The sequence below is a fragment of the Paenibacillus sp. FSL R7-0652 genome (assembly GCF_038595045.1).
Lineage (GTDB): Bacteria > Bacillota > Bacilli > Paenibacillales > Paenibacillaceae > Paenibacillus.
The window spans coordinates 3,292,269-3,314,537 of the sequence record NZ_CP152001.1; the positions used below are offsets into that span (position 1 = coordinate 3,292,269).

Consider the following 22,269-nt stretch of genomic DNA (forward strand, 5'->3'; position numbering starts at 1 on the left):
CAGTTCATATGATATCACTCTCCCAAAAGGTGGTGCGCGCACGTAATGGATCAACATCTGAAACGAGCGATCGTCAGCGGTAACACCTCGCTTGGTATTGAATTTGGATCGACACGAATCAAGGCCGTTATGATCAATAATGAATTCGAAATCATTGCTTCCAGCAGCTATGATTGGGAAAATCAATGGATTAATCATAACTGGACTTATCATGCACATGAGATGATTCAAGGGTTACAGGAAGTGTACGCTCGATTAAAAAAGCAGGTTATGAAGAACTATGGAGTGAGTCTGCACAGAATTGGTTCTATCGGAATATCCGGCATGATGCAGGGTTATCTTGTTCTGGATAAAGCAGCAGCATTGTTAGTTCCATTTCGTACTTGGCGTAATCTCACAACGAGTACGGCAGCAGCTTCGTTAACCCGGGAATTCCAATATAAAATTCCTGAGCGCTGGAGTATTGCGCATCTGTACCAAGCTATCTTAAACAATGAAGAACATGTAAAGAACATTAAATATATGACAACATTATCGGGTTACATTCACTTTCTTCTAACAGGCCGTAAAGTGATCGGGGTGGGGGATGCTTCAGGCATGTTCCCGGTCAATAGGTCGACAAGAGGATACAATGAAGAGATGATGGAGCAGTTCAACGAACTAATTAGCCGTAATGATTACCCCTGGAAGCTTGAAGACATTCTACCTTCTGTCTATTCAGCTGGTGAACATGCGGGTTATCTTCATGACGTTGGTGCGAATCTCCTCGACCCGGATGGTGATCTTCAAGCCGGTATTCCATTCTGTCCTCCGGAAGGGGATGCCGGAACAGGTATGGTGGCTGCGAACAGTATTCAGACATGCAGCGGCAGTATATCTGCAGGTACATCAATTTTTGCTATGATTGTTCTGGATAAAGATATAGGGGTATATCCCGAGATTGACATGGTGACTACACCTGATGGACGCCCTGTAGGTATGGTTCTTGCCAACAACTGCACTAGTGATATTAATGCATGGGTCAGATTATTTCATGAATTTTGTGAAGCGTTGGGATATAAAGCCGACACCAGTCACTTATTTCATGTTTTGTTCAATAAAGCGCTCGAAGCAGAACCGGATGGCGGCGGTTTGCTGAGTTATGGTTACTATTCGGGAGAGAAGATTACTGGCATAACCCAAGGACGTCCCTTATTTGTTCGTTCGCCAGAGAGCCGATTTACACTCGCTAATTTTATGAGAACACATCTGTTCAGTGCATTTGGCGCATTAAAGCTCGGTATGGACATTTTAACGGAGAGAGAGGATGTAAAGATTGACCATATCTTGGCACATGGCGGATTATTCAAAACGCCCTTAATTGGCCAGAAAATGTGCGCAGCTGCACTTAACGTTCCGGTATCTGTTATGCCTACTGCTGGTGAGGGCGGTGCATGGGGTATAGCAGTATTGGCTTCCTACATGATGTATAAGGAAAATAACGAGAGCTTGACAGATTACCTCAACCTGAAAGTGTTCAATGACGTGGAAGCAATCAGGATAGATCCAGACATTTCGGATGTGAACGGTTTTGCCCGGTTTATGGAACGGTACACGAAAGGACTTGCGATTGAGCAGGCGGCGGTAGATCATTACAGAGGAAAGGGTTGACTCCATTTGACTGATTTCATCTGGGGAATATTCGCAGCAGAGGCATCTGCACATTTCCCTAATTTCTATCCGATCGGCATGTACAGCACGAGAGAGGCAGCTTTGAAAGAAATCGATTCTTTACCCCGCGACCACAATTATCAACTGCTGGAGCTGCCGCTGAATCAAAACTTTGCATTTTACCACAAGAAAACGGGGAAGCTGGCAGGAATGAATTCGATCCATCACGAACATTTCCATTTTAAAGATGACGTTTGACCGGTGCTGCTGCGCTGGATTGTACGGAAATAATCTTCCTAGAGAGAAGGTGCTGTATGGATAAAGTCGTTCTGGATTTCATCACATGGGCTGAATTAAGCGGTTGGATGGTAACCCTAAAGTCAGAACCTGAACTCCACCTGAATCAACAATGGATTGCCAGATACAAGATTATTCCCGACGAGTATGCCTCATTCTTACGTTTGGTCAGCCAATGCATGTCAACCAGCGAGCAGACCTGGTTCCTGTGCGAGGCTGACTACAATAACAGTTCCAATTCGGAATTCCACTGGAATGAATATGAATTAATCAGCCTCGAAGCAGCTGCAAACGATGATGTGTGGAAATCCGAAATCACGAGTTGGTGGGATCAGCATCTGCCGATAATGATGTCTGTTCATGATGGTTATTCCTATTATGCCATTGATCTATCCAGTGAAACTGGTGCGGTTGTGCGCGGGGAAGAACCTGAATTTGAAGAGGTTACAAAAGTGGCGGAAGATTTCCCCCATTTTTTACAACTGATGATGTCAGGTTCAATTGCTGCGGAAGATTTTTAATCTTCGTCCCTCCATTCTTAAACTAACCTTAAACATCAAGTGGACTGGCTTTAAACGAGGAATGTTATGCTGGACTCCATCAAAGCAGAGGAGTGTCAGCCTAATGAAACCATGGTACAAACAGGTATTATTATCTACAGCAGCGGTCTGCAGCTTAAGTATGGCAGGTACTGGTGATACCGCCTACATGACAGGACTGCCTACAACGGTTCAAGAGACTCAGATGTCATCCGATCTAACCTGGCAGGACCATATCCGCTCAAATGCGAAAACGTTAACATCATTCAAACCTGAAAAAGATGATTCTTACACCGACTTAACTTTCCTGAAATCCGTTCTAGCGGATAAGCGCATGGTCAGTCTCGGTGAAGCTTCGCATGGGGCATCCGAATACAATTCGATGAAAGTCCGGCTCGTCAAATTCCTGCATGAGGAATTAGGTTATAACGTGATTGCATTCGAGTCTAATCTTTCGGATAGTGCTGTGGCGTATGCACAGAGACATCATATGACAACAGAACAATTTATGAAAAGCTCCATCTATGGCGTATGGCAGGTACAAGAGAACTTGCCGCTGTTCGAATACATCGCGCAGCAGAGTAAAACCGATCATCCGCTAATCCTGACTGGTTTTGACTCTCAAGGCGCAGACCATTCTTTTATTACTTATATTCAGCATTGGTTCAACCAAGTAGATCCAGGTAAAGCCAAAGCCTTTGCCCAGACGGAGCAGTGGTATAAGGAAATGAACAAGATTAACCAAATCGATGATTTTAATCAGCAAAAAAAGAAGATCAAAGAAAAGTATCAAGCTCTTCAACAATTCGTACGAGAACACCGAGATGAATTGAATCAAGCTGAGGCCGATCAGACCAACCTCGTGCCTTTGATTGAGCGTGTGTTACAAAACCGCTTGGATATGCTGGATAACTATCATCCTCACATCGTTAAGATGTTTGCCGGAATTGACCCTGAGAAACAGTTACAAATGGCGAGTTATGAACGAGACCGCGTCATGGCCGGTAACCTTACTTGGCTTGCTGAAAATGTCTATCCAAACGAGAAAATAATCATATGGGGTCATAACTATCACATACGTAAAAACAATTCCACGATGATTACAGAGCACAACGGGTACGATTTTGACCACAATCCTTATCCGACGATGGGAGAGCTGCTGCCTTACTCCCTCAAACAGGCAAATTATGTAATCGGGCTATTTGCCCAAGAAGGAAGTTCGAAGAAAAACAACGGGGTAGAGGAGAAAGTTCTCCCTCATGAGAAGGGCAATCTTGAGGATATTGTGGGAACGGACATGGGTGCGGCCCGATTTATCAACATGAGAGACGAAGAGTTAAATCCAGCGACCGAATGGATGTATACACCTCGTACTGTCAAGGCATGGGGAGTATTGGATGAGAAAATGATTCCCCGAGATCAGTATGACGGAATCCTGCTCATTCGCAGCATTCACCCCTCCACCCGCTTGGCTGCGCTGGATCAATAAGCGGAATAGAAATGTTAGATATTGGAATTGATTGGAAAAGGAATACCTACGGGAACTGCGCGAAGCATCCGAAAAAGCCGCTCTACAGCGGCTTTTTTCTGTGCTCTTCGTAAATATTTGCAAGGAACTGCAGCACCTAATTGTTAGTGATCACAATATCTGCCTATTAATAATCTCAACAATCTGTCCAAGTGCCTTTTTGGCTTCTGGTATAGGAAATACGGGGAAGACATGATTCATTTTTGGATACTCGAAATAGTTGATATCAACGAATTGGCGGGCTGCTTTTTCTTTGAATTTGCGGGCATCCGGAAGGAAAAATTCATGTGTTCCAATAAATAATGAAATTTTACCCAAATTTTTAATCTCTCCATGGATGGGGCTGACCAAGTAATGGGAGCGCGGAGTTTCACCGGCGTATCTTTTCCCGGCCTCGACCAGCATATCCCAGTTCAACATAGGTTCTTTATCAATCATGGCGAGTACTGCCGGATTGCTTAATGTTATATCAAGCCACGGTGACAACAGAATAATGTCCTTGGGCTGCGGCAGTCCTTGTTCTAATAAATACTGCGCAAAGGCTAGTGACAGGCCACCACCTGCAGAGTCACCCATGATGACGATGTTTTCGGGTTTAGCTATTTTTAATAGATGCTGATAAACCATGAGTACACTCTCAATCGCATCCATATACTGATAGTTCGGTGCTTTAGGGTAAACAGGAACGTACACCGTACAATGTAACTGCTTCCTCAGTTGATTCAAAAAATGCCAATGCCATGTCAAGGGCTGCTCAACATATCCTCCGCCAGGCAAATATAGAACGATCCGATGGTCCGATTGTGAATCAGATTTCAACACATACGTATCTACCGGGAGGCTGCGTTCCTTCGTTATATTATACTTATGTTTAAGTTTGGTAGGTACTTCGTAAGGGATGCTGTTCATTTCTCTTCGCTGCTCCATAAATTCTTTTGCATCAAGCTTTTGTTTCGTCATCTTCAGCAGCATTTCTACTAGAAAACTTCGTATGCTTCGCATAATATCAACCTCCTGTATAAAGAATACTTGAATATAATCATAAATGATATTTAAATATAATTTAGTATCCTAAATAAATATTTAAAGATATGGAGGATAGAATGAATATTTCACAGCTGCAATATCTGATATCTGCTGCACAGTGGGGTTCGTTTACAAAGGCCGCAAGTGTTCATCATCTGACAGTTCCAACGATCAGTCAGTCCATTAAACAATTGGAAGAAGAGATAGACACCACTATCTTTCATCGTACCAAAAAGGGAGTTGTTCCCACAGCAGAAGGAGAGCTCGTGCTGCAGCATGCCGCAGCTATACTCAACAACTTAGATCATATGCATCACGAATTGCTAAGCCTTAAAGAAGAACATATCGAGAGCATCACGATCTCCACCATTCCAGGTTTGGTTCCTCAAGTGGTTCAAGCTACGTTAGAACTTATGCATACGTATCCCGCACTTAAAGTTCAGATGATCGAAGGAGATACCCAAACCGTAATAAAACACGTTCAGGATGGATACGCCAACATGGGATTGCTTTCTTACAGTAGAAGCCAGCAGAATACTTCATTGGAATGGGTCCCTATTGTTGAAGGCAGTGCTGTGTTAATCATGAATACACAATCGCCCCTGCGTTTCTACAAAACGATATCTCCTCAAGTATTGAAAAATGAGGTGTTTGTTCTGTATAAAGATGAACATATCGAACAAATAGCGCACCATTTAATGTCTGCCAGTGATGGTAACCGTATATCTTTGATCACCAATAACACAGATGCTCTGTGTCAGATGGTTGTTAAGGGAAATGCAGTTACTATTGCTCCCGACTTTATCGTAACTGCGTTGTCTTCCATCTATCAGGAGCAGTTAGTCACCGTTCCTGTACATCAGTTCAGCTCGGACGGTACAGCTATATTGGGCAGAATCACAAGAACGGATGAAACGATTCCCAAAATGGTTAAAGAATTTACAACCAAGCTGACGGATCTGGTTAAACATATTAGTCCCCAATCGGAATGAGCTGCATACCTGGTATGTGAGGCTGATCACATCCATGTGAACATCTGGCTGCGTTATCCCTGATCTGTTTAGTAAATTTGACTCACATCATAAAATGATATACTTTATTATCAAATGATATTATTTTTTTTATTTATCGCTTCAAAATCCTATAAGATCGGATTGATGTAACTATGAAAATGAATCAGAACATTAAAATAATAGTTGACAGCACATCAGATTTATCAAAAGAACTCATGGATAAGTACAATATCAGTGTTGTACCTCTATATGTCGTTATGGGCACAGAATCATATAAGGATAACATAGAAATCACTACAGGACAGTTATACCAACGTTCGGATCGAGAAGGGATCAATCCCAAAACAGCCGCACCGTCACCCTCCGATTTTGTTCCTGTCTTCGAAAGAGAGCTTAACGAAGGCAATCAAATCTTGTTCATCAGTATGTCATCCAAGGTGTCTTCCACCAATCAAAATGCACATATTGCAGCATCTGAATTTCCGGCTGGTCGAATTCATATCGTGGATTCGATGCACTTATCTGCGAGCTATGCCATGTTGGTTATACGGGCAGCGCAAGCACTTGAAGCCGGACATTCGCTTGAGCAGGTCATTCAAGATATCGAGAATGTAAGAGAGAAAGTCCATATTGAGGTTCTAGTGGACCGACTGGATTATCTATATAAAGGCGGACGGGTGAGCAGTTTACAACATTTGATTGGTAATGTACTCAGAGTGCGACCTGTACTGAATATCATCCAGGGAGAGGTGCGCTCCATACAGAAGTACCGCGGGAAAATGGAGAAAGCCTTGGACGGGGTTGTACAAAAGATTGTTACACGGAAAAATGAGATCTGTCCAAACGTACTCGTAATCGCTCAGACTTTTGCTGAGAAAATGACCGAAAAGCTGCATGCATCTCTGCTGCAAGCCAACCATTTTAAAGAAATCATCATTATTGAGGGCGGATGTGTCATCGGCTCCCATACAGGTCCTAATTCGATCGCTGTAAGTTATGTTGACTTATAAATACATCATACAGCAGCAGAGCGGATTTCCTCTTGGCGTAGTACCCCTATGCCCAAGCGATTATCCGGCGCTATTTGGAGGGGAAGCCATTTCTGTTTAATGCCATCGAGATAAATTTCGATTCGGCGTGAAAGCGTTTGACTTATTTAGATAACCTTTTATAATTATGAAAGCAAAGGCAAGCTTCCGCAGCAGGAGGCTTGCTGTTTCATTTAGCAAGGAGAATATCAACATGACACTAAAGAAAAGAATCTTTCTGTTGTTTTTCCTCAGTGCGTTTATCCCCTTTATCAGTATTTTTGCCATTTCGTATTATACGATCGATTCGATTTTCGCCAATAAAATTGATGATGGCATCCGAAGCAGTCTGCAGCAGGTTAACTCCTCTTTGGAAAACTCAATCACCAACTTGAATCACGTGACCCAGCAATTATCATACAGCGGCACTGCGGGCAAGAGACTGCAGCAATTTCTGAACCCCTCCTCTGATATTTTTGAATTAATCGAAGCGAGAGACGAATTAAAGAGTGAGTTAAGTGTTGTTACGTTCACCAATCCTAATATCGGTTTGACCTTGTATTATTTTCAAAAAGAAGGCACAACTCAATTCGGTAATTTTCCGATCAAAGATCAGTTTTCTCCCGAATCGCTGCCCGCTCTCTTTCAATCCTATGGCATCCAATATCACAGTCCGCACATCAGTATGAATCGGTTCAATGACGAGCTTGTTCTGTCCGCCATGCGAAAGGTAAAGCTGCCAGGCAGAGAAGATGTGTATATTTATGTTGAATCCGGCTTCCGTCTGACGGAGGATATTCTTGGTGCCAATCAGCACAACACTACCGTATCCCATCTCATTCTTGATGCCGAAGGAAACACCGTCTACAGCGAAATCCCAAGGACCATTCGTGTGGGAGAGAATTTCAACACCTTAACAGGAGCGTCTGCCCAAGACGGAATATCGCGAGGATACCACTGGTTCAAGACCAGTTCTCCGCAAAAATGGAGTGTTGTATCCGTCATTTCACAGAATCAATACCAACAGGAGAAAAATCAATGGCTGGTCCGGATTCTGCTGGTTGCTTTATTTTTCCTAGGCTTTACCGTATTTCTTGCGTGGCTGCTGTGGAAGATGGTGTACAGACCTCTCAGTCTGTTTCATTCCGAGATCAACAGCATGTCGAGTAATCCGCAAACGACAGGCGGTCAGGCGCGTACGGAGATTCCCGAGTTTGATTTTCTGCTCAGCGAGTTTTCCAATATGCAGCACCAGATTGGTGACTTGTTTACGGAAGTGCAGCAGAAAGAAAAGATCCGTGCCGACTTGGAGGTAGAGAAGCTGCTCTATCAGATCAATCCACATTTTCTGATGAATACACTGGATACAGTGCACTGGCTGGCAGTAATGAACGGACAAGGAGAGATTGACAAGCTGGTGCAGGCACTGAACAAGCTGCTCTATTACAACCTTGGTAAATTGGGGCAGGTCTCCACCATGCAGGAAGAACTTGATGCGTTAAGGCAGTATTTGATTCTACAGCAGATTCGCTATGATTTTGAATTCGATGTGCGCATTACCGCAGATGAACAGGTACTTCAGATTCCCGTACCCCGCTTCATTCTGCAGCCGCTGGTCGAAAATTCGCTCTATCATGGGCTGAGCGATGATGGATTTATTCAGATCGAGGTCACCTATACGTCGACATTGAACATTTTGATCGAGGATAACGGCTCAGGCATGAGTGAGGAAGCGATCCAGAAACTGCTGAACAATCGAGAAGCCGAACAGGAAAAGGTAGGAATGGGCATTGGACTCAATTATGTTCATCGTATGCTGCAGGCCCAGTATGGCGATCAAGCACAGCTGGTCATTCAAAGTGAACCGGGAACGGGGACAAGTATGCTGTTGAAACTGCCTATAAAAGGAGAAGACACTCATCATGATTAAAGTATTGATTGTTGATGACGATAAACTGGTACGCAAAGGCATCAGCTCAGCGATGCCATGGAATGAATTCAATATGGAGGTTATAGGGGAAGCGAGCAATGGACAGAAAGCGCTGGAATTTCTGCAATCCCATCCCGTTGATCTGATGCTGACGGATCTGGCGATGCCGGTGATGTCCGGCATTGAACTGATGAGAGCCGCGAAGCAGCTCTATCCGGAGCTTCATATTGTGGTGTTAACCCTGCATCAGGATTTCGATTATATTCAGGAAGCACTTCGGCTGGGCGCAATCGACTATATCGCTAAAGTGCAGCTGGAAAAGGAGCAGTTCGAGCATGTGCTGCAGCGCATCCATACACGGATGGGCGGATCAGCCAAGATCGTTCGCCAGCTTCCTTCGCCCGATGAAACCAATGTTCATTATTCAACCGTATATGCTCTTATATCACAGGATCGCAAATCCGAACCGTCGTGGGGCGATCATCTGCATTCAACTGACCATTCTGAGGTTCGATGGGAAATTGAACGGAACAGCTGGATGTGGGCAGCACGTAAGGAACAGGAAGAGCAGGTGTATGAACGGGTTAAGAAAACACAGCTTCAAGCTCCAAACAGCACTCTATTAGTGCTGTCTGATGTACAGGGGCAAACGTGGTCGCAGATCAAAAACTGGATTATGAATTACACGGAGACGGCGTTATTCTACGCTTACTCTCCCGATCAGCAAGTCATGCATCTTACGATGAAGGATGAGCACCAGCAGATAGAAGAACCCCGGGATGAAGAACTGGACCGGATGAAGCAAAGCTGGTTCCAAACAGCCTGGGCACACCGAGAACAGGACTATCACCGGCTTATTGCTCAATTTAAAGCACTGCAGCTGCAGAAAGCGCAGCTAACAGGGCTGCTTTATTTCATTGTCATGGAGTGGAATCGCTTATTTGCCCACACCTCACTCGGTAAAATCGCCATGATCCATTCATTCCATTCCTGGCACGAAGTGCAGGACTGGATCAAGCAGACGGCAGCCAATATTCGGAAGGCTGATCAACAGCAGGCGTATTCACCTGAAATTATAGAGGCTGTAAAAAATGCAGTGATTATCATACAACATGATTTGACACAAGCACATACTGCTTCCGAGCTTTCACAACAGCTCAACATCAGCCGAAGTTATTTCAGTCAATGCTTCAAAGAGCTGATGGGACGCACCTTTAATGATTATTCCCGGTTTGTTCGGGTAGAGAAAGCCAAAGAATATTTGGTCAGTACACATCACACCATCTCCTGGATTGCGGAGCAAGTCGGGTATACGGATGAGAAATATTTCAGCCGGATTTTTCGTGAAATGACAGGTCTGCTGCCAAGCGAATATCGACATGCTGGCGAGAAACGAAGTAACAGATCGGATACAGAGAATTCATTACGTTCTTAAAATTTCAAAATCATAAGCGAGGTCATCTTTACAGGTCGACAGTATCCTTAACCAAGGAGCTGCCGGCTTTTCTTTTCAAATGTAAACACAGGGGCGGGTAGACAAATGGATGACAGCAGGTAGGACGAATGTTCACAGGCGAATGGTATAAGGGAATTCCACCTGAGAACTGTTAACATTAATCTATCTAAAGGGGCGTGTAATCCCTATCCCGGCAGGAACGGAGTCTACCTTATAATGAAAGCGTACACAAAAAACGAAATCAGATTGAAGGGGAATCTAACAAGATGAGAACAAAACGATCGATAAGAAGCAATCTGTTCACCAAACGTTTAGCTGTGCTGTCGATGTCTGCTTTGATGGTTGCTGCCTTGGCAGCATGCGGAGCCAAGACAGAAGCTCCTACTGCAGAGGAAGCAGGCAAATATGAAGTAACACCGGGCGATCCATTCAGTGCGTATAAAGACGAAATAAACGTAACGATGGGACGAGTGACCACGGCTAATCCTAAGCTGCCCGCGGGAGATACATATGAGAACAACGCCTATACCCGGCTGGTCAAAGACACCTTCAATGCCAAAATCACGGATCAGTTCGAAGCGAATGGTGAGGATTACAGCCGCCAAGTCTCGCTTGCGATCGCATCCGGGGAACTGCCCGATATGATGCGTGTCGATTCCAAAGATGAGCTCAAGGAACTGGTTGACAATGATCTGATCGAGGATTTAACAACCATTTATGATCAATATGCCACGGATGAGATTAAGAAAATTTACGATTCCTACGATGGCCGCGCGTTGGACAACGCAACGATTGACGGGCGTTTGATGGGACTTCCCGCGACTTCTCTGGATTCTGCGCCAACGATGGTTTGGATTCGCCAAGACTGGGTGGATCTGCTCGGCATCAAGCTTGATGCAGATGGAGACGGAGCCATAACACTGGAAGAGGTAGAGAAAACGACACAGGAGTTCCTGAAAAGAGATCCGGGACAATCCGGCAATCCGGTCGGTATTCCTTTTGTTAACACATTGAATACAACGGATTATAATGGCTCTGCGTATACGATGCTGGGAGCAGCTTCAACGCAGCATGCATTTCCGCAGTATTGGATGAGAGGAGACGACGGTAAAATCCTCTACGGTTCAACGACGGAAGAAACGAAGAAGCTGCTCGGAATTATGGCAGACTGGTTCAAAGAAGGTATCATCGACCCTCAATTCGGAACTCGCACATTTGACGATATTACCGCGCTGTATGCAAACGGGCAGAGCGGCATTGCCTTCGGACCTTGGCATATTCCTGACTGGGGATTGATCAGCGTCAAACAGATGGATAAAAACGCCAAATTTTCAGCTTATGCACTGCAGGATGCAGATGGTAAGGTTAACGTCGCACATGCTAATCCTTCCAATCAATTTATTGTGGTGAGAAAAGGATACGAGCATCCCGAACTTGCGGTGAAAATTTTGAACCTGTTCTACGATAAGCTGGCCAATGACAAAGACGTGGCCACAACGATGCCGGAAGCGGCCAAGTATCAAGAGACTGGCGTGGACGGTTCTACCCGCCCATTCAATATTGAAGTTAACTCGGCGACATCGCTGCTGGATGATTATTCGGACGTTGTGCGCGGGATTAAGGGAGAGATCAGCCTGGATGAGGTTCGTACAACCGAATCCAAAAACAATATTGGCAGCATCAAAACATATCTGAGTGATATGGACACGGATAACACTACAGCTTGGTCGAAATATCACTCACGCATCAACGGTGTGGGACTGATCGACAAGCTGACCAAAGAAGACAAGTTCGTGTGGATGACTCCTGCTTTTTCGGGAACGACCCCGAGCATGAAACAGACATGGGCTAACCTGACCAAGCTGGAACAGGAATCATTTATCAAAATTGTAACCGGTTCTGAACCACTCGATTACTTCGACACATTCGTGAGCAATTGGAAGAAACAAGGCGGTGAGCAGATTATTCAAGAAATTGAAGCCGAGATCGGCGCAAAACCATAATCATCTATGGATAGCTGCAGGGCTGCGCGCGTAATCCGAATGCGCAGCCTTTCTTCATAAGGAGAGGAGAACAGTTCATGAAACAACGATTATACAAGACAAATGGCCGCATCCGCTCAGGTACGATGTACCATATGATGATGATACCGGGCATTTTGTTTTTGCTTGTATTCAGCTATATACCGATGGTTGGCGTGATTACGGCCTTTCAAGACTATATTCCTGCCAAAGGCATGTTCGGCTCCGAATTTGTCGGGTTAAAACATTTTGTCTATATGTTCAAGCTGCCGGATATTGCCCAAGTGGTGAGCAATACACTGGTGATCGCTCTGGGCAAGATTCTGCTCGGCACATTAATGGCGATCATTTTCTCCGTACTGCTTAATGAAATTCGGATGAAAACGATTAAAAAATCAGTCCAGACGATCGTGTATCTACCGCATTTTCTGTCCTGGGTCGTGCTCGCGTCCGTCGTTGTTAATATGTTCAGTCTGGATGGCATCGTGAATCAGATCCTGGCCTTTTTTGGACTGCAGCACATTAATTTTCTAGGCAGCAACACATGGTTTCAGCCGCTGATTATCGGGACGGATGTGTGGAAGGAATTCGGCTACAGTTCCATCGTTTATCTGGCAGCCATTACGTCCATTGATCCAGGCTTATATGAAGCTGCAGGTATGGATGGAGCCAGCTGGTGGAGAAAAGTATGGCATATTACGCTGCCAGGCATGCTGCCTATTATTCTGCTCATGGGTGTGATGAGTCTGACGAATATATTAAGCGCCGGTTTTGACCAAATCTATAATCTCTATAATCCGGTGGTGTATGAATCAGGTGACATTCTGGATACCTATGTTTATCGGATTGGCCTGGTCGGAAGACAGTACAGTTTCGGAACGGCTGTAGGTCTGTTCAAATCCGTAATCGGCATCATCCTGCTGCTGTCTGCCAATCAGCTCGCCAAAAAATATACCGATCGTAAAATATTCTAAGGAGGCAAACGTCTGTGTCATATTCCGCAAACTTCAAAGATCGAATGGGCCGGGTGTGCATCTATGCCATCGTCATTATGCTTGCGCTGATCTGCCTTCTGCCGTTATGGAATATTGTTGCGATTTCCTTCAGCAGCAGCGAAGCGGTATCCGCGAACGCCGTCGGTCTGGTTCCTGTTCATTTTACAACAGCTGCGTATACCCGAATTATCGATGATGCCCAGTTCTGGCGCTCCTTCGGCATATCCATTCTGCGTGTAGCACTCTCGCTTGCGCTGAACATGATTTTGATTATTCTAATGGCGTATCCGTTGTCCAAATCCAAAAGAGAGTTCAAGGGCAGAAACATTTATATGAACATTATGATTTTTGCCATGCTGTTCAGCGGCGGTATGATTCCGAGCTACCTGTTGATTAAAAATCTGGACATGCTGAATACAATCTGGGCACTTGTTTTGCCGGGAGCAGTACCCATATTCAGTGTCATTCTGGTCATGAACTTCTTCTCAGCCGTTCCTAAAGCACTTGAGGAAGCAGCTTTCATTGACGGAGCCAATCCGCTTCAGGTTTTATTCAAAGTGTACGTTCCCGTATCTATCCCCGCACTTGCAACAGTCGCCTTATTCAGTATCGTGGGTACATGGAATGACTTCTTCAGCGGGTTGATCTATATGACGAAAATAAGCAACTATCCGCTCATGACCTATATCCAGTCACTTAACGTCAATATTGCGGATCTGCTCCAAGCCGGAACGAACTCCAGCGAGCTCAGCAGCCTGACGGAGATATCCAACAAAAATTTGAATGCAGCCAAGATCGTCGTTGCTGTTATTCCACTACTGCTGATTTATCCGCTGCTTCAGAAGTATTTTGTAACCGGAATCGTTGTTGGATCGGTTAAGGAATAACAACCTGCCATGAGATTGCAGCCGTGAGTATCTTAATATACAACCGCATTGAAATTTTACTAAAATAACCGTAGGCACAGCCTTTAGGCAGCGTCAGAGAGGTGGAATGAAACATGGAACAGCAGGAATGGTGGAAAGAGACCGTCGTTTATCAAATCTATCCGCGCAGCTTTCAAGATAGCAATGGAGATGGAATCGGCGACTTAAGAGGCATTATCTCTCGGCTGGATTATTTGCACCATCTCGGGATCGGTGCGATCTGGTTATCACCTGTTTGCAAGTCTCCTCAAGATGATTATGGTTACGATATTTCGGATTACCAGGATATTGATCCGATGTTTGGATCGCTGGAAGATATGGAGGCTTTAATTCATGAAGCCGGCAAACGAGACATACGCATCATAATGGATCTGGTCCTGAATCATACCTCTGACGAACATCCTTGGTTTCAGGAAGCTAAAAAAGGGAAGGACAACCCGTACCATGACTATTATGTATGGCGGGACGGGATTGAAGGAACGCCCCCTAATGACCTGACATCTACCTTCGGCGGTTCAGCCTGGGAATGGGTGCCTGAGATTGGGCAGTATTATTTGCATTTATTTTCAATCAAACAGCCGGACCTGAACTGGGCGAACCCGAAAGTCCGTCAGGAGATGTACAGCATGATCAATTGGTGGATCGAAAAAGGTGTAGGCGGATTCCGCCTGGATGTCATAGATTTGATCGGGAAAGAAGCGGATTTCAAAATTACAGGAAACGGGCCTCTTCTGCATGAATATATCAGGGAGCTCAGTAAGGAAACATTCCAGAAAGGGAAGGCGTTGTTAACCGTTGGAGAGACGTGGGGAGCCACGCCGGAGATTGCAAAATTGTACAGCAACCCTGATGGCAGTGAGTTTTCCATGGTATTTCAATTTGAGCACATCAGTCTGGATGAGCAGGAGGGGAGAGGGAAGTGGGATCTGAAACCTCTAGATCTAATGGAATTGAAAGATGTGCTGTCCAAGTGGCAGACCGAGCTCAAAGGCGAAGCGTGGAACAGTTTGTTCTGGAACAATCACGATCTGCCTCGAATTGTTTCACGTTGGGGTAATGACGGGGAGTTCAGGGTTGAATCTGCTAAAATGATGGCAACCCTTTTGCATGGCATGCAGGGAACACCATACATCTATCAGGGTGAAGAGCTGGGCATGACAAATGTCCAATATGAGATCAAGGATTATCGGGATATTGAACTGCTTCGTTTTTATAAGGAAAGAATGGAGAAAGGATATCCCGAACATGAAGTTATGGAGTCGATCTACGCCAAAGGGCGTGATAATGCGAGAACACCCATGCAGTGGGATGACTCCCATCAAGCAGGATTTACCGTAGGAGAGCCCTGGATTAAAGTCAATCCGAATTATACGGAGATCCATGCTGCGGAAAATGTTCAAAATCCGGACTCCATCTTCCATTATTATCGTCAGCTCATTCAGCTTAGAAAAGATCATGAGGTCATTGTATATGGCGATTATGAATTGATTTTCCCGGAACATCCGGATGTATTTGCTTACACACGCTCATTACATGAGAATCAGATCATGGTTGTCTGTAACTTCCGGGGAGAAACGGTGCAGCTTCCGCTTCAGGAACATTTGTCATCCTCAGCCGAACTGCTGCTTGCCAATTACACAGATATGCTGCCAGACAATGAGCTGCGTGCTTACGAAGCCAGAATGTACCTTATGCAGAACAATTGAAAAGCAGCATACCTAACTAAAGCCTAGTCATTGAAGAAAGAAGGAAGAGATGGAATGAAAAGAGTATGGTGGAAAGAGGCCGTCGCTTACCAGGTCTATCCGAGGAGCTTTATGGATTCGAACGGAGACGGCATTGGTGATATACAAGGCATTCTTTCAAAACTGGATTATATTCAGGAACTGGGTATTGATCTGATATGGATCTGTCCGATGTATAAGTCACCTAATGACGATAACGGTTATGACATCAGTGATTACTGCACCATTATGGATGAATTCGGTACGATGGATGACTTCGACCAATTGTTAGATGAAGTACATCGTCGCGGTATGAAGCTCATTATGGATCTGGTCATTAACCACACCAGTGACGAGCATCCCTGGTTTATTGAATCAAGTTCTTCCGTGGATAATCCCAAACGGGACTGGTACATCTGGAGAGATGGCAAGAACGGGGAGGAGCCGAACAACTGGGAAAGCATCTTTGGCGGTTCAGCCTGGCAGTACGATGAAACTTCAGGGCAGTACTATCTTCATCTGTTCTCCAAAAAACAGCCGGACCTGAACTGGGCTAATGCCGACGTTCGCAAATCCATCTATGAAATGATGAATTGGTGGATGGACAAAGGCATTGACGGCTTCCGGGTGGATGCGATCAGTCATATCCACAAAGAAGAAGGTCTGCTGGATATGCCGGCCAAGGAAGGTTTCAAATACATTTCGTCATTCGAGAAACATATGAATGTCAAAGGCATTCAGCGCTATCTGCAGGAAATGAAAGAAGAGACGCTGTCGAAATATAATGTCGTCACCGTTGGCGAAGCCAATGGAGTCAAAGTAGAAGATTCAGAAGATCTGCTGGACTGGATCTGTGAAGTCAGAGGCAAATTCAACATGGTTTTTCAGTTTGAACATCTTGACCTATGGAATAACAGTACAGACAAGCAGCTGGATGTTCCCAAACTGAAAAATGTAATGACCAAGTGGCAGAAATCACTAGAAGGCATCGGCTGGAATGCACTGTTTATTGAAAATCACGATCAGCCGCGCAAGGTTTCATCTTGGGGGAATGATGTCGATTACTGGTATGAGAGCGCTTCGGCACTTGGAGCGATGTACTTTTTCATGCAGGGCACGCCCTTCATCTATCAGGGACAAGAAATTGGCATGACCAATGTGGCTTACCCTTCCATCGAGGATTATAACGACATCGCAGACCAAAATCTGTATCAGATCAAGCAGGCAGAAGGCATGGAGCACGAGGAGATCATGAATATCATCTGGGCGTCCAGCCGTGACAATTCAAGAACACCGATGCAGTGGTCTGCAGGCAACCAGAGCGGATTTACGACTGGAGTTCCTTGGCTAAGGGTAAATGACAATTATCTTGATATCAATGTGGAGAAACAGCTTCAAGACCCGAACTCTGTCCTTCACTTTTATAAAGAGATGATTCGGCTCCGCAAGCAGCATGACACGTTGATATACGGCACCTATGACCTGCTCCTGCCTGATCACCCTCACATTTTCGCATATACACGTACATTGGAAGATCAGCAGGTTTTAGTACTCATTAATCTTACTGAACAGATGGTGGAGCTTAAGGAAGATGAGCTGGGCGTTCAACTCTCCGAGATATGGCTGACCAACTATGAGATTTCTTACGCTGGTCAGCTGCAGCCGTTCGAAGCCCGCATTGGATTATGTGATAAAATGTAGGGAATCGCTTGTCCGAGGCATGATTCTAACGAGTCATGCTTTTTTTTATTCAATGGCCCCACACCAATTCATAGCATGAGTAGAGACTATTAATATTAACAGCCTCACTCAAGTATAACTGTGACCTTCTATAAATGTTCGTTTATTAATCCACAAGATCATATACATAAGATCAGAAAGTTTAAATGCGCAATCTAATATGAATTCCCAGCACATGGAAACCCATTGTTATATAATGTACAGGAGACGTCTGGACGGACCGTGAAAAGGTCGTCTTTGCATGTCTATAAGCAGAGGCATTCTATTTTTGTTATTCAACTCATGAACGGAGGAGTACACCTTGAGACTTCAATGTGCAGTATTGGACGATTATCAAGATATCGCTCTGAAAATGGCAGATTGGGCACAAATATCAGATCAGGTAAACGTTATATCCTTTCACAAACATTTCGAAAGCGAGGCCGAGGCTGCACACGCGTTAAAGGATTATGACATCATAATCCTCATGAGGGAGCGAACCCCCTTCAAAGCTTCACTGCTATCACAATTACCAAAACTGAAACTGCTGATTACGACCGGGATGCGAAATGCTTCTATTGATACTAAATATGCGGAGGAACAGGGAATCAAGGTATGCGGTACAGCAAGCAGCTCGGAACCTCCAACAGAATTAACATGGGCCTTGATTTTAGCTTTGACCAAAAATCTGATTCCTGAAAATCAATCATTTCGAAACAGCGGACCTTGGCAAAGCACGGTCTGTTCGGATCTGAGCGGTAAGACATTGGGGCTGATTGGATTAGGAAAAATCGGAACAAAAATGGTCCTGATCGGGAAAGCCTTTGGCATGAATGTTATGGCATGGAGCCAAAATCTCACCCAGGAACGAGCTGAAGCTGCGGGTGCACAGTTCGCATCAACGAAAGAAGAGATTTTGGCCAAAAGCGATATTGTTTCAATTCATCTCATTCTGAGCGAGCGGACTCGTCATTTGATCGGGGAGAATGAACTGAAGTCCATGAAGAAAACAGCCTATCTGATCAACACTTCCCGCGCTTCCATTGTTAATCAGGATATACTGATTAAAGCGCTGCATAACAACTGGATTGCGGGGGCCGGTATTGATGTATTCGATGCTGAACCACTGCCCGGTACCCATCCACTTCGTTCCATTCCTAATCTGCTCGCGACTCCTCACTTGGGTTACGTTTCTCAATACAACTACCAGACTTATTATCAGCATGCATTAGAGAATATCCAGGCATTCCTCGAGGGGAATCCCATCCGAGAGCTGATCTAAATGTTCCTTAGAGAGCCGCTATGTGGTATTATCCCCTTTTAGTAGACATGAGAAAAAAGACATCTGTTAAGATGAACTTAATCATGTAAACGAAGGGGGTTTTTTCATGGCTAAAAAAGGACAAACATACCGGCGGTACTCCTTGGAGTTGAAATTGGAGGCCGTCCGGCTGGTCAACGAAGAACATATGAGTATACGTGAAGTAGCGACACGTTTAGATATTCAAAATAAATCTCAGGTACAAGTGTGGGCAGCCAAAGCGAAACAGGGAATGAGTCTAGAACCTGCTATACCCAAACGTGGACGCCCTAGAACCAAGTTTTCCAGTATGGAAGAAGAGATGGCGTATTTGCGGGCGGAGATTGAATACTTAAAAAAGCGGTATCCAAATCTACACAAGGAGTGACGAGTAAAGCAGCCAGATTTCAAATCATTGAGGACCTGAGAGCACGCCATGGTCTGGCTTGGCTCTTGAAGTTAGCTGCGGTTTCCCGCTCGGGTTATTACAAGTGGAGAAAAAGCATAGCAGCCGCAAAAGAGCGTAGACACAAAGAACATGAACTAGAATCCCATTTGCTTGCCATTCATCGCGTGCATCCTTACTTTGGCTATCTTCGAATGACCGTTGCTTTACGACGGGAAGGCCTTCGAGTCAACCACAAAAAGGTGTACCGATTAATGAAACAATTAGGCATCTGTTCTGTCATTCGAAAAAAGCGTCGATTCTTTGGAAAACAAGCCTCTGTGGTAAACCCGAATCGGCTGGAGCGTCAGTTTCAGGCGGATACACCACGAACGAAGCTGGTTACGGACATTACCTATATTCGTGCTGGAGAACACTTTGTGTATCTCTCTGTTATTCAAGATTTATACAATAACGAAATTGTAGCGTGGCATCTTTCTGAACGAAATGACCTCGCTTTGGTTCATGACACGCTGGACAGACTCCGTCAGCACGTGGATCTGAATGGCGTAATCCTACACTCAGATCAAGGATTTCAATATACGTCGAAGCCCTTTAACCGTAAACTAAACCAGCTCGGCATGCTAGGCAGTCACTCCAGGCGTGGAAATTGCTTAGATAATGCCTGTATTGAATCTTTTTTCTCTCATTTGAAGACGGAGAAGATTTATTTGAATAAGGCAGCTAACAAAGCAGAGGTTGAACAGCAAGTGAGTGAATACATATTGTTTTACAACCAAAACCGATTTCAGAAAAAACTAAACGACCGTTCCCCGGTGGAATACCGGGAAACAGCCGCAGCTTAAATCTTGTCTTTTTTGTACTGTCTACTTGACGGGGTTATGACCAATGCAGCGGCTTTTTTTGTTCTGTCACAACCTGCTCATGCCAGGAAAGAAACACAATTCCAGGCGCCTGTACAACTAATGGAATGTAGGGGTTCACCACAGCTCCAGTCTTGTTGTGAGAATTTTGTTCAACTGTTCAACCATCTCTTCGGGTGTGTAAGGCATCGATTCAACGACCCACCACTCGATCAAGCCCGTAATGGAAATGGATAAATATTGGGCCAGCACATCTCTATGGATATCACTTTCCAGTTTCATGCCACTCACTACGACAGCGATATTCCCCTTAATCATCTGTGTCATGCGGTGCCTGAACGTTGGAGTTCCTCTGCTGGTGATTAATACCCGATAAATCGATGCATGCTCCTTCAGATAGACAAATGCGCGAACTAATAAATCTGGCGACAGTCCAGCGCCTGGCCCTTCTTCCGGTAAACAGCTGTCAACAAGCATCTTCAGATACGTCTCTACGCTCCGCTCAAGCAGGTCATATTTATCTGTAAAATGCAAATAGACGGTTCCCCGGTTCACATTTGCCCGATCCGCTATGCCCTGAATGGTAATTTTCTCGAAATCCTGCTCTCCCAGCAGCCCAATGAAGGCTTCCATAATCATTTGTCTGGAGCGCACGATGCGTCGATCCATGGTTTTATCCTCCTTCTTGAACACATTCGATGTTCATTGTTCAATATCGAACAAAAGCGAATGTAATTAACCATTGTTCCAAGATCAGTCTGAATGATACCTTGATTGTAGTGCACAGCTGTTAGATACACAACACCTGTTCATTAAAGGAGGAGTGAAATTGAACATACTGGTTTATGGTGCTGGCGTACAGGGCAGTTATCTGGCGCATGTCCTAATACAAGGTGGTCACCATGTGACCGTCCTCGCAAGAGGGAAACGGGCGGAAGAGCTGGAAGAGGAGGGCGTGGTCATCCGGCATTATCTGCAGCGCAGGACAACCACCGACTACGTTCGCGTGATTCGATCATTAGAGCCGAATGACACATATGACCTGATCTTTGTCATGATGAAATATTCGGATTTCGGAGCGGTGCTTCCGATCCTTGCTGACAACGATAGCCGTCACATCATACTAGTGGGCAACAATATGGACACTTATGCCATGCATGACTTTCTGAGTACGCACGGGCGGTCACCCAAGCAGGTCGCGTTTGGATTTCAGACTACCGCTGGTACACGTACGGATGGAAAAGTCATCTGCATTCGAGGGGGTCAAGGTCAGATGGTCGTTGGAGCCCTGAATGGTCCCATTCCGTTTCGTTCTCTGCTGGAGCAGGCATTTCTACGAACCAAATATAAACTTAATGATCATGACCAGATTGATGCATGGTTGAAAAATCACATGGTACTGGTTGTGCCTATGAACATGGTTATTCTGTTCCATCACTTTCAGATGAAACAGGTGGCTCGTGACGACAAACGAATGCGTCTGTTGGTTGCAGCAATGGGAGAGGGATTTCGTGTGCTGGATTCACTTGGTTACCCTCTGACACCTGCAGTGCAGGCTGCCTGGATTACTCGTTATCCACGACTCATTCGCCGGGCCTTGAAGCTTTTCTTTATGCTGCCGTTTAGCCGATTGATCGATGGAACAAATGCGGAGCTGAGCGCCTTGAATGACTCTTTCACCGAACTGCGGGCCAGATCGGAGATTCCTACACCAAACTGGGATGAACTGGAGGCGGCGTGGAAGGACAAGATCGTTTAGCAGGTTGACGATTCCAAAACATGCTTATATAATTGTGGCAAATAGTAGATTGGTGGGATATGTGCAGTGATGATGATGGTATTTTTGAC

17 protein-coding genes and 1 pseudogene are annotated in these 22,269 nt (G+C 45.0%); 16 read left to right on the forward strand and 2 right to left on the reverse strand.

From position 1 onward, the window contains the following. Window positions 1-45: 45 nt before the first annotated feature. The 4 genes from MKY97_RS14825 (at window position 46) to MKY97_RS14840 (ending at window position 3,975) form a co-directional block, all read left to right on the forward strand. Window positions 46-1,650 carry an FGGY-family carbohydrate kinase gene (locus tag MKY97_RS14825; protein ID WP_342556155.1) on the forward strand — a complete coding sequence of 535 codons (1,605 nt, stop codon included), beginning with the start codon at window positions 46-48 and terminating at the stop codon, window positions 1,648-1,650. A 6-nt stretch (window positions 1,651-1,656) separates the two neighbouring features. After that, window positions 1,657-1,908, forward strand: coding sequence for a hypothetical protein (locus MKY97_RS14830; RefSeq protein ID WP_342556156.1), 252 nt, complete (start codon window positions 1,657-1,659; stop codon window positions 1,906-1,908). 56 nt (window positions 1,909-1,964) lie between these two features. After that, entirely contained in the window at window positions 1,965-2,468 is a 504-nt protein-coding gene (locus MKY97_RS14835; RefSeq protein ID WP_342556157.1) for an SMI1/KNR4 family protein, read from the forward strand. A 103-nt stretch (window positions 2,469-2,571) separates the two neighbouring features. Next, the gene (locus MKY97_RS14840) at window positions 2,572-3,975 is read left to right on the forward strand and encodes an erythromycin esterase family protein (protein WP_342556158.1); all 1,404 of its coding nucleotides are present in this window, start codon (window positions 2,572-2,574) and stop codon (window positions 3,973-3,975) included. Between the two features lie 150 nt (window positions 3,976-4,125). Here MKY97_RS14840 and MKY97_RS14845 read toward each other — a convergent pair whose 3' ends face one another. After that, window positions 4,126-5,064, reverse strand: coding sequence for an alpha/beta hydrolase (locus MKY97_RS14845; protein ID WP_342556340.1), 939 nt, complete (start codon window positions 5,062-5,064; stop codon window positions 4,126-4,128). A gap of 53 nt (window positions 5,065-5,117) precedes the next feature. Here MKY97_RS14845 and MKY97_RS14850 point away from each other — a divergent pair, with 53 nt between their 5' ends. The 11 genes and pseudogenes from MKY97_RS14850 (at window position 5,118) to MKY97_RS14900 (ending at window position 20,403) form a co-directional block, all read left to right on the forward strand. After that, window positions 5,118-6,032, forward strand: coding sequence for a LysR family transcriptional regulator (locus tag MKY97_RS14850; RefSeq protein WP_342556159.1), 915 nt, complete (start codon window positions 5,118-5,120; stop codon window positions 6,030-6,032). A 173-nt stretch (window positions 6,033-6,205) separates the two neighbouring features. Then, entirely contained in the window at window positions 6,206-7,063 is an 858-nt protein-coding gene (locus MKY97_RS14855) for a DegV family protein (protein ID WP_342556160.1), read from the forward strand. A gap of 232 nt (window positions 7,064-7,295) precedes the next feature. Continuing rightward, complete coding sequence (locus MKY97_RS14860; RefSeq protein ID WP_342556161.1) at window positions 7,296-9,011, forward strand: histidine kinase; 1,716 nt, start codon at window positions 7,296-7,298, stop codon at window positions 9,009-9,011. After that, complete coding sequence (locus tag MKY97_RS14865; protein ID WP_342556162.1) at window positions 9,004-10,446, forward strand: response regulator; 1,443 nt, start codon at window positions 9,004-9,006, stop codon at window positions 10,444-10,446. The genes MKY97_RS14860 and MKY97_RS14865 overlap by 8 nt, the downstream gene beginning before the upstream one ends. 287 nt (window positions 10,447-10,733) lie before the next feature. Continuing rightward, window positions 10,734-12,470 carry an extracellular solute-binding protein gene (locus MKY97_RS14870; protein WP_342556163.1) on the forward strand — a complete coding sequence of 579 codons (1,737 nt, stop codon included), beginning with the start codon at window positions 10,734-10,736 and terminating at the stop codon, window positions 12,468-12,470. A 77-nt stretch (window positions 12,471-12,547) separates the two neighbouring features. Further along, entirely contained in the window at window positions 12,548-13,462 is a 915-nt protein-coding gene (locus tag MKY97_RS14875; protein WP_342556164.1) for an ABC transporter permease subunit, read from the forward strand. A gap of 14 nt (window positions 13,463-13,476) precedes the next feature. Continuing rightward, window positions 13,477-14,370 (forward strand): carbohydrate ABC transporter permease, encoded by an 894-nt coding sequence (locus MKY97_RS14880; protein ID WP_342556165.1) that lies wholly within the window; start codon window positions 13,477-13,479, stop codon window positions 14,368-14,370. A 113-nt stretch (window positions 14,371-14,483) separates the two neighbouring features. After that, on the forward strand, window positions 14,484-16,115 hold the full coding sequence (locus MKY97_RS14885; RefSeq protein WP_342556166.1) for an alpha-glucosidase: 1,632 nt from the start codon (window positions 14,484-14,486) through the stop codon (window positions 16,113-16,115). Between the two features lie 54 nt (window positions 16,116-16,169). Next, the gene (locus tag MKY97_RS14890) at window positions 16,170-17,834 is read left to right on the forward strand and encodes an alpha-glucosidase (protein WP_342556167.1); all 1,665 of its coding nucleotides are present in this window, start codon (window positions 16,170-16,172) and stop codon (window positions 17,832-17,834) included. 340 nt (window positions 17,835-18,174) lie between these two features. Beyond that, on the forward strand, window positions 18,175-19,134 hold the full coding sequence (locus MKY97_RS14895) for a D-2-hydroxyacid dehydrogenase family protein (RefSeq protein WP_342556168.1): 960 nt from the start codon (window positions 18,175-18,177) through the stop codon (window positions 19,132-19,134). A gap of 106 nt (window positions 19,135-19,240) precedes the next feature. Then, window positions 19,241-20,403 (forward strand): annotated as a pseudogene (locus MKY97_RS14900) (IS3 family transposase). 135 nt (window positions 20,404-20,538) lie between these two features. Here the strand turns inward: MKY97_RS14900 and MKY97_RS14905 are convergent. Continuing rightward, entirely contained in the window at window positions 20,539-21,090 is a 552-nt protein-coding gene (locus MKY97_RS14905; RefSeq protein WP_342556169.1) for a TetR/AcrR family transcriptional regulator, read from the reverse strand. Window positions 21,091-21,250: 160 nt separating this feature from the next. Between MKY97_RS14905 and MKY97_RS14910 the strand changes: the two genes are divergently transcribed. After that, window positions 21,251-22,180 carry a 2-dehydropantoate 2-reductase N-terminal domain-containing protein gene (locus MKY97_RS14910; protein WP_342556170.1) on the forward strand — a complete coding sequence of 310 codons (930 nt, stop codon included), beginning with the start codon at window positions 21,251-21,253 and terminating at the stop codon, window positions 22,178-22,180. The last annotated feature ends 89 nt before the right edge of the window (window positions 22,181-22,269 follow it).

Coding starts and splice junctions, on each gene's coding strand:
- MKY97_RS14885 (WP_342556166.1), top strand. CDS start 14,484: ATGGAACAGCAGGAATGGTGGAAAGAGACCGTCGTTTATCAAATCTAT.
- MKY97_RS14905 (WP_342556169.1), bottom strand. CDS start 21,090: ATGGATCGACGCATCGTGCGCTCCAGACAAATGATTATGGAAGCCTTC.
- MKY97_RS14870 (WP_342556163.1), top strand. CDS start 10,734: ATGAGAACAAAACGATCGATAAGAAGCAATCTGTTCACCAAACGTTTA.
- MKY97_RS14855 (WP_342556160.1), top strand. CDS start 6,206: ATGAAAATGAATCAGAACATTAAAATAATAGTTGACAGCACATCAGAT.
- MKY97_RS14865 (WP_342556162.1), top strand. CDS start 9,004: ATGATTAAAGTATTGATTGTTGATGACGATAAACTGGTACGCAAAGGC.
- MKY97_RS14835 (WP_342556157.1), top strand. CDS start 1,965: ATGGATAAAGTCGTTCTGGATTTCATCACATGGGCTGAATTAAGCGGT.
- MKY97_RS14825 (WP_342556155.1), top strand. CDS start 46: ATGGATCAACATCTGAAACGAGCGATCGTCAGCGGTAACACCTCGCTT.
- MKY97_RS14875 (WP_342556164.1), top strand. CDS start 12,548: ATGAAACAACGATTATACAAGACAAATGGCCGCATCCGCTCAGGTACG.
- MKY97_RS14850 (WP_342556159.1), top strand. CDS start 5,118: ATGAATATTTCACAGCTGCAATATCTGATATCTGCTGCACAGTGGGGT.
- MKY97_RS14860 (WP_342556161.1), top strand. CDS start 7,296: ATGACACTAAAGAAAAGAATCTTTCTGTTGTTTTTCCTCAGTGCGTTT.
- MKY97_RS14890 (WP_342556167.1), top strand. CDS start 16,170: ATGAAAAGAGTATGGTGGAAAGAGGCCGTCGCTTACCAGGTCTATCCG.
- MKY97_RS14840 (WP_342556158.1), top strand. CDS start 2,572: ATGAAACCATGGTACAAACAGGTATTATTATCTACAGCAGCGGTCTGC.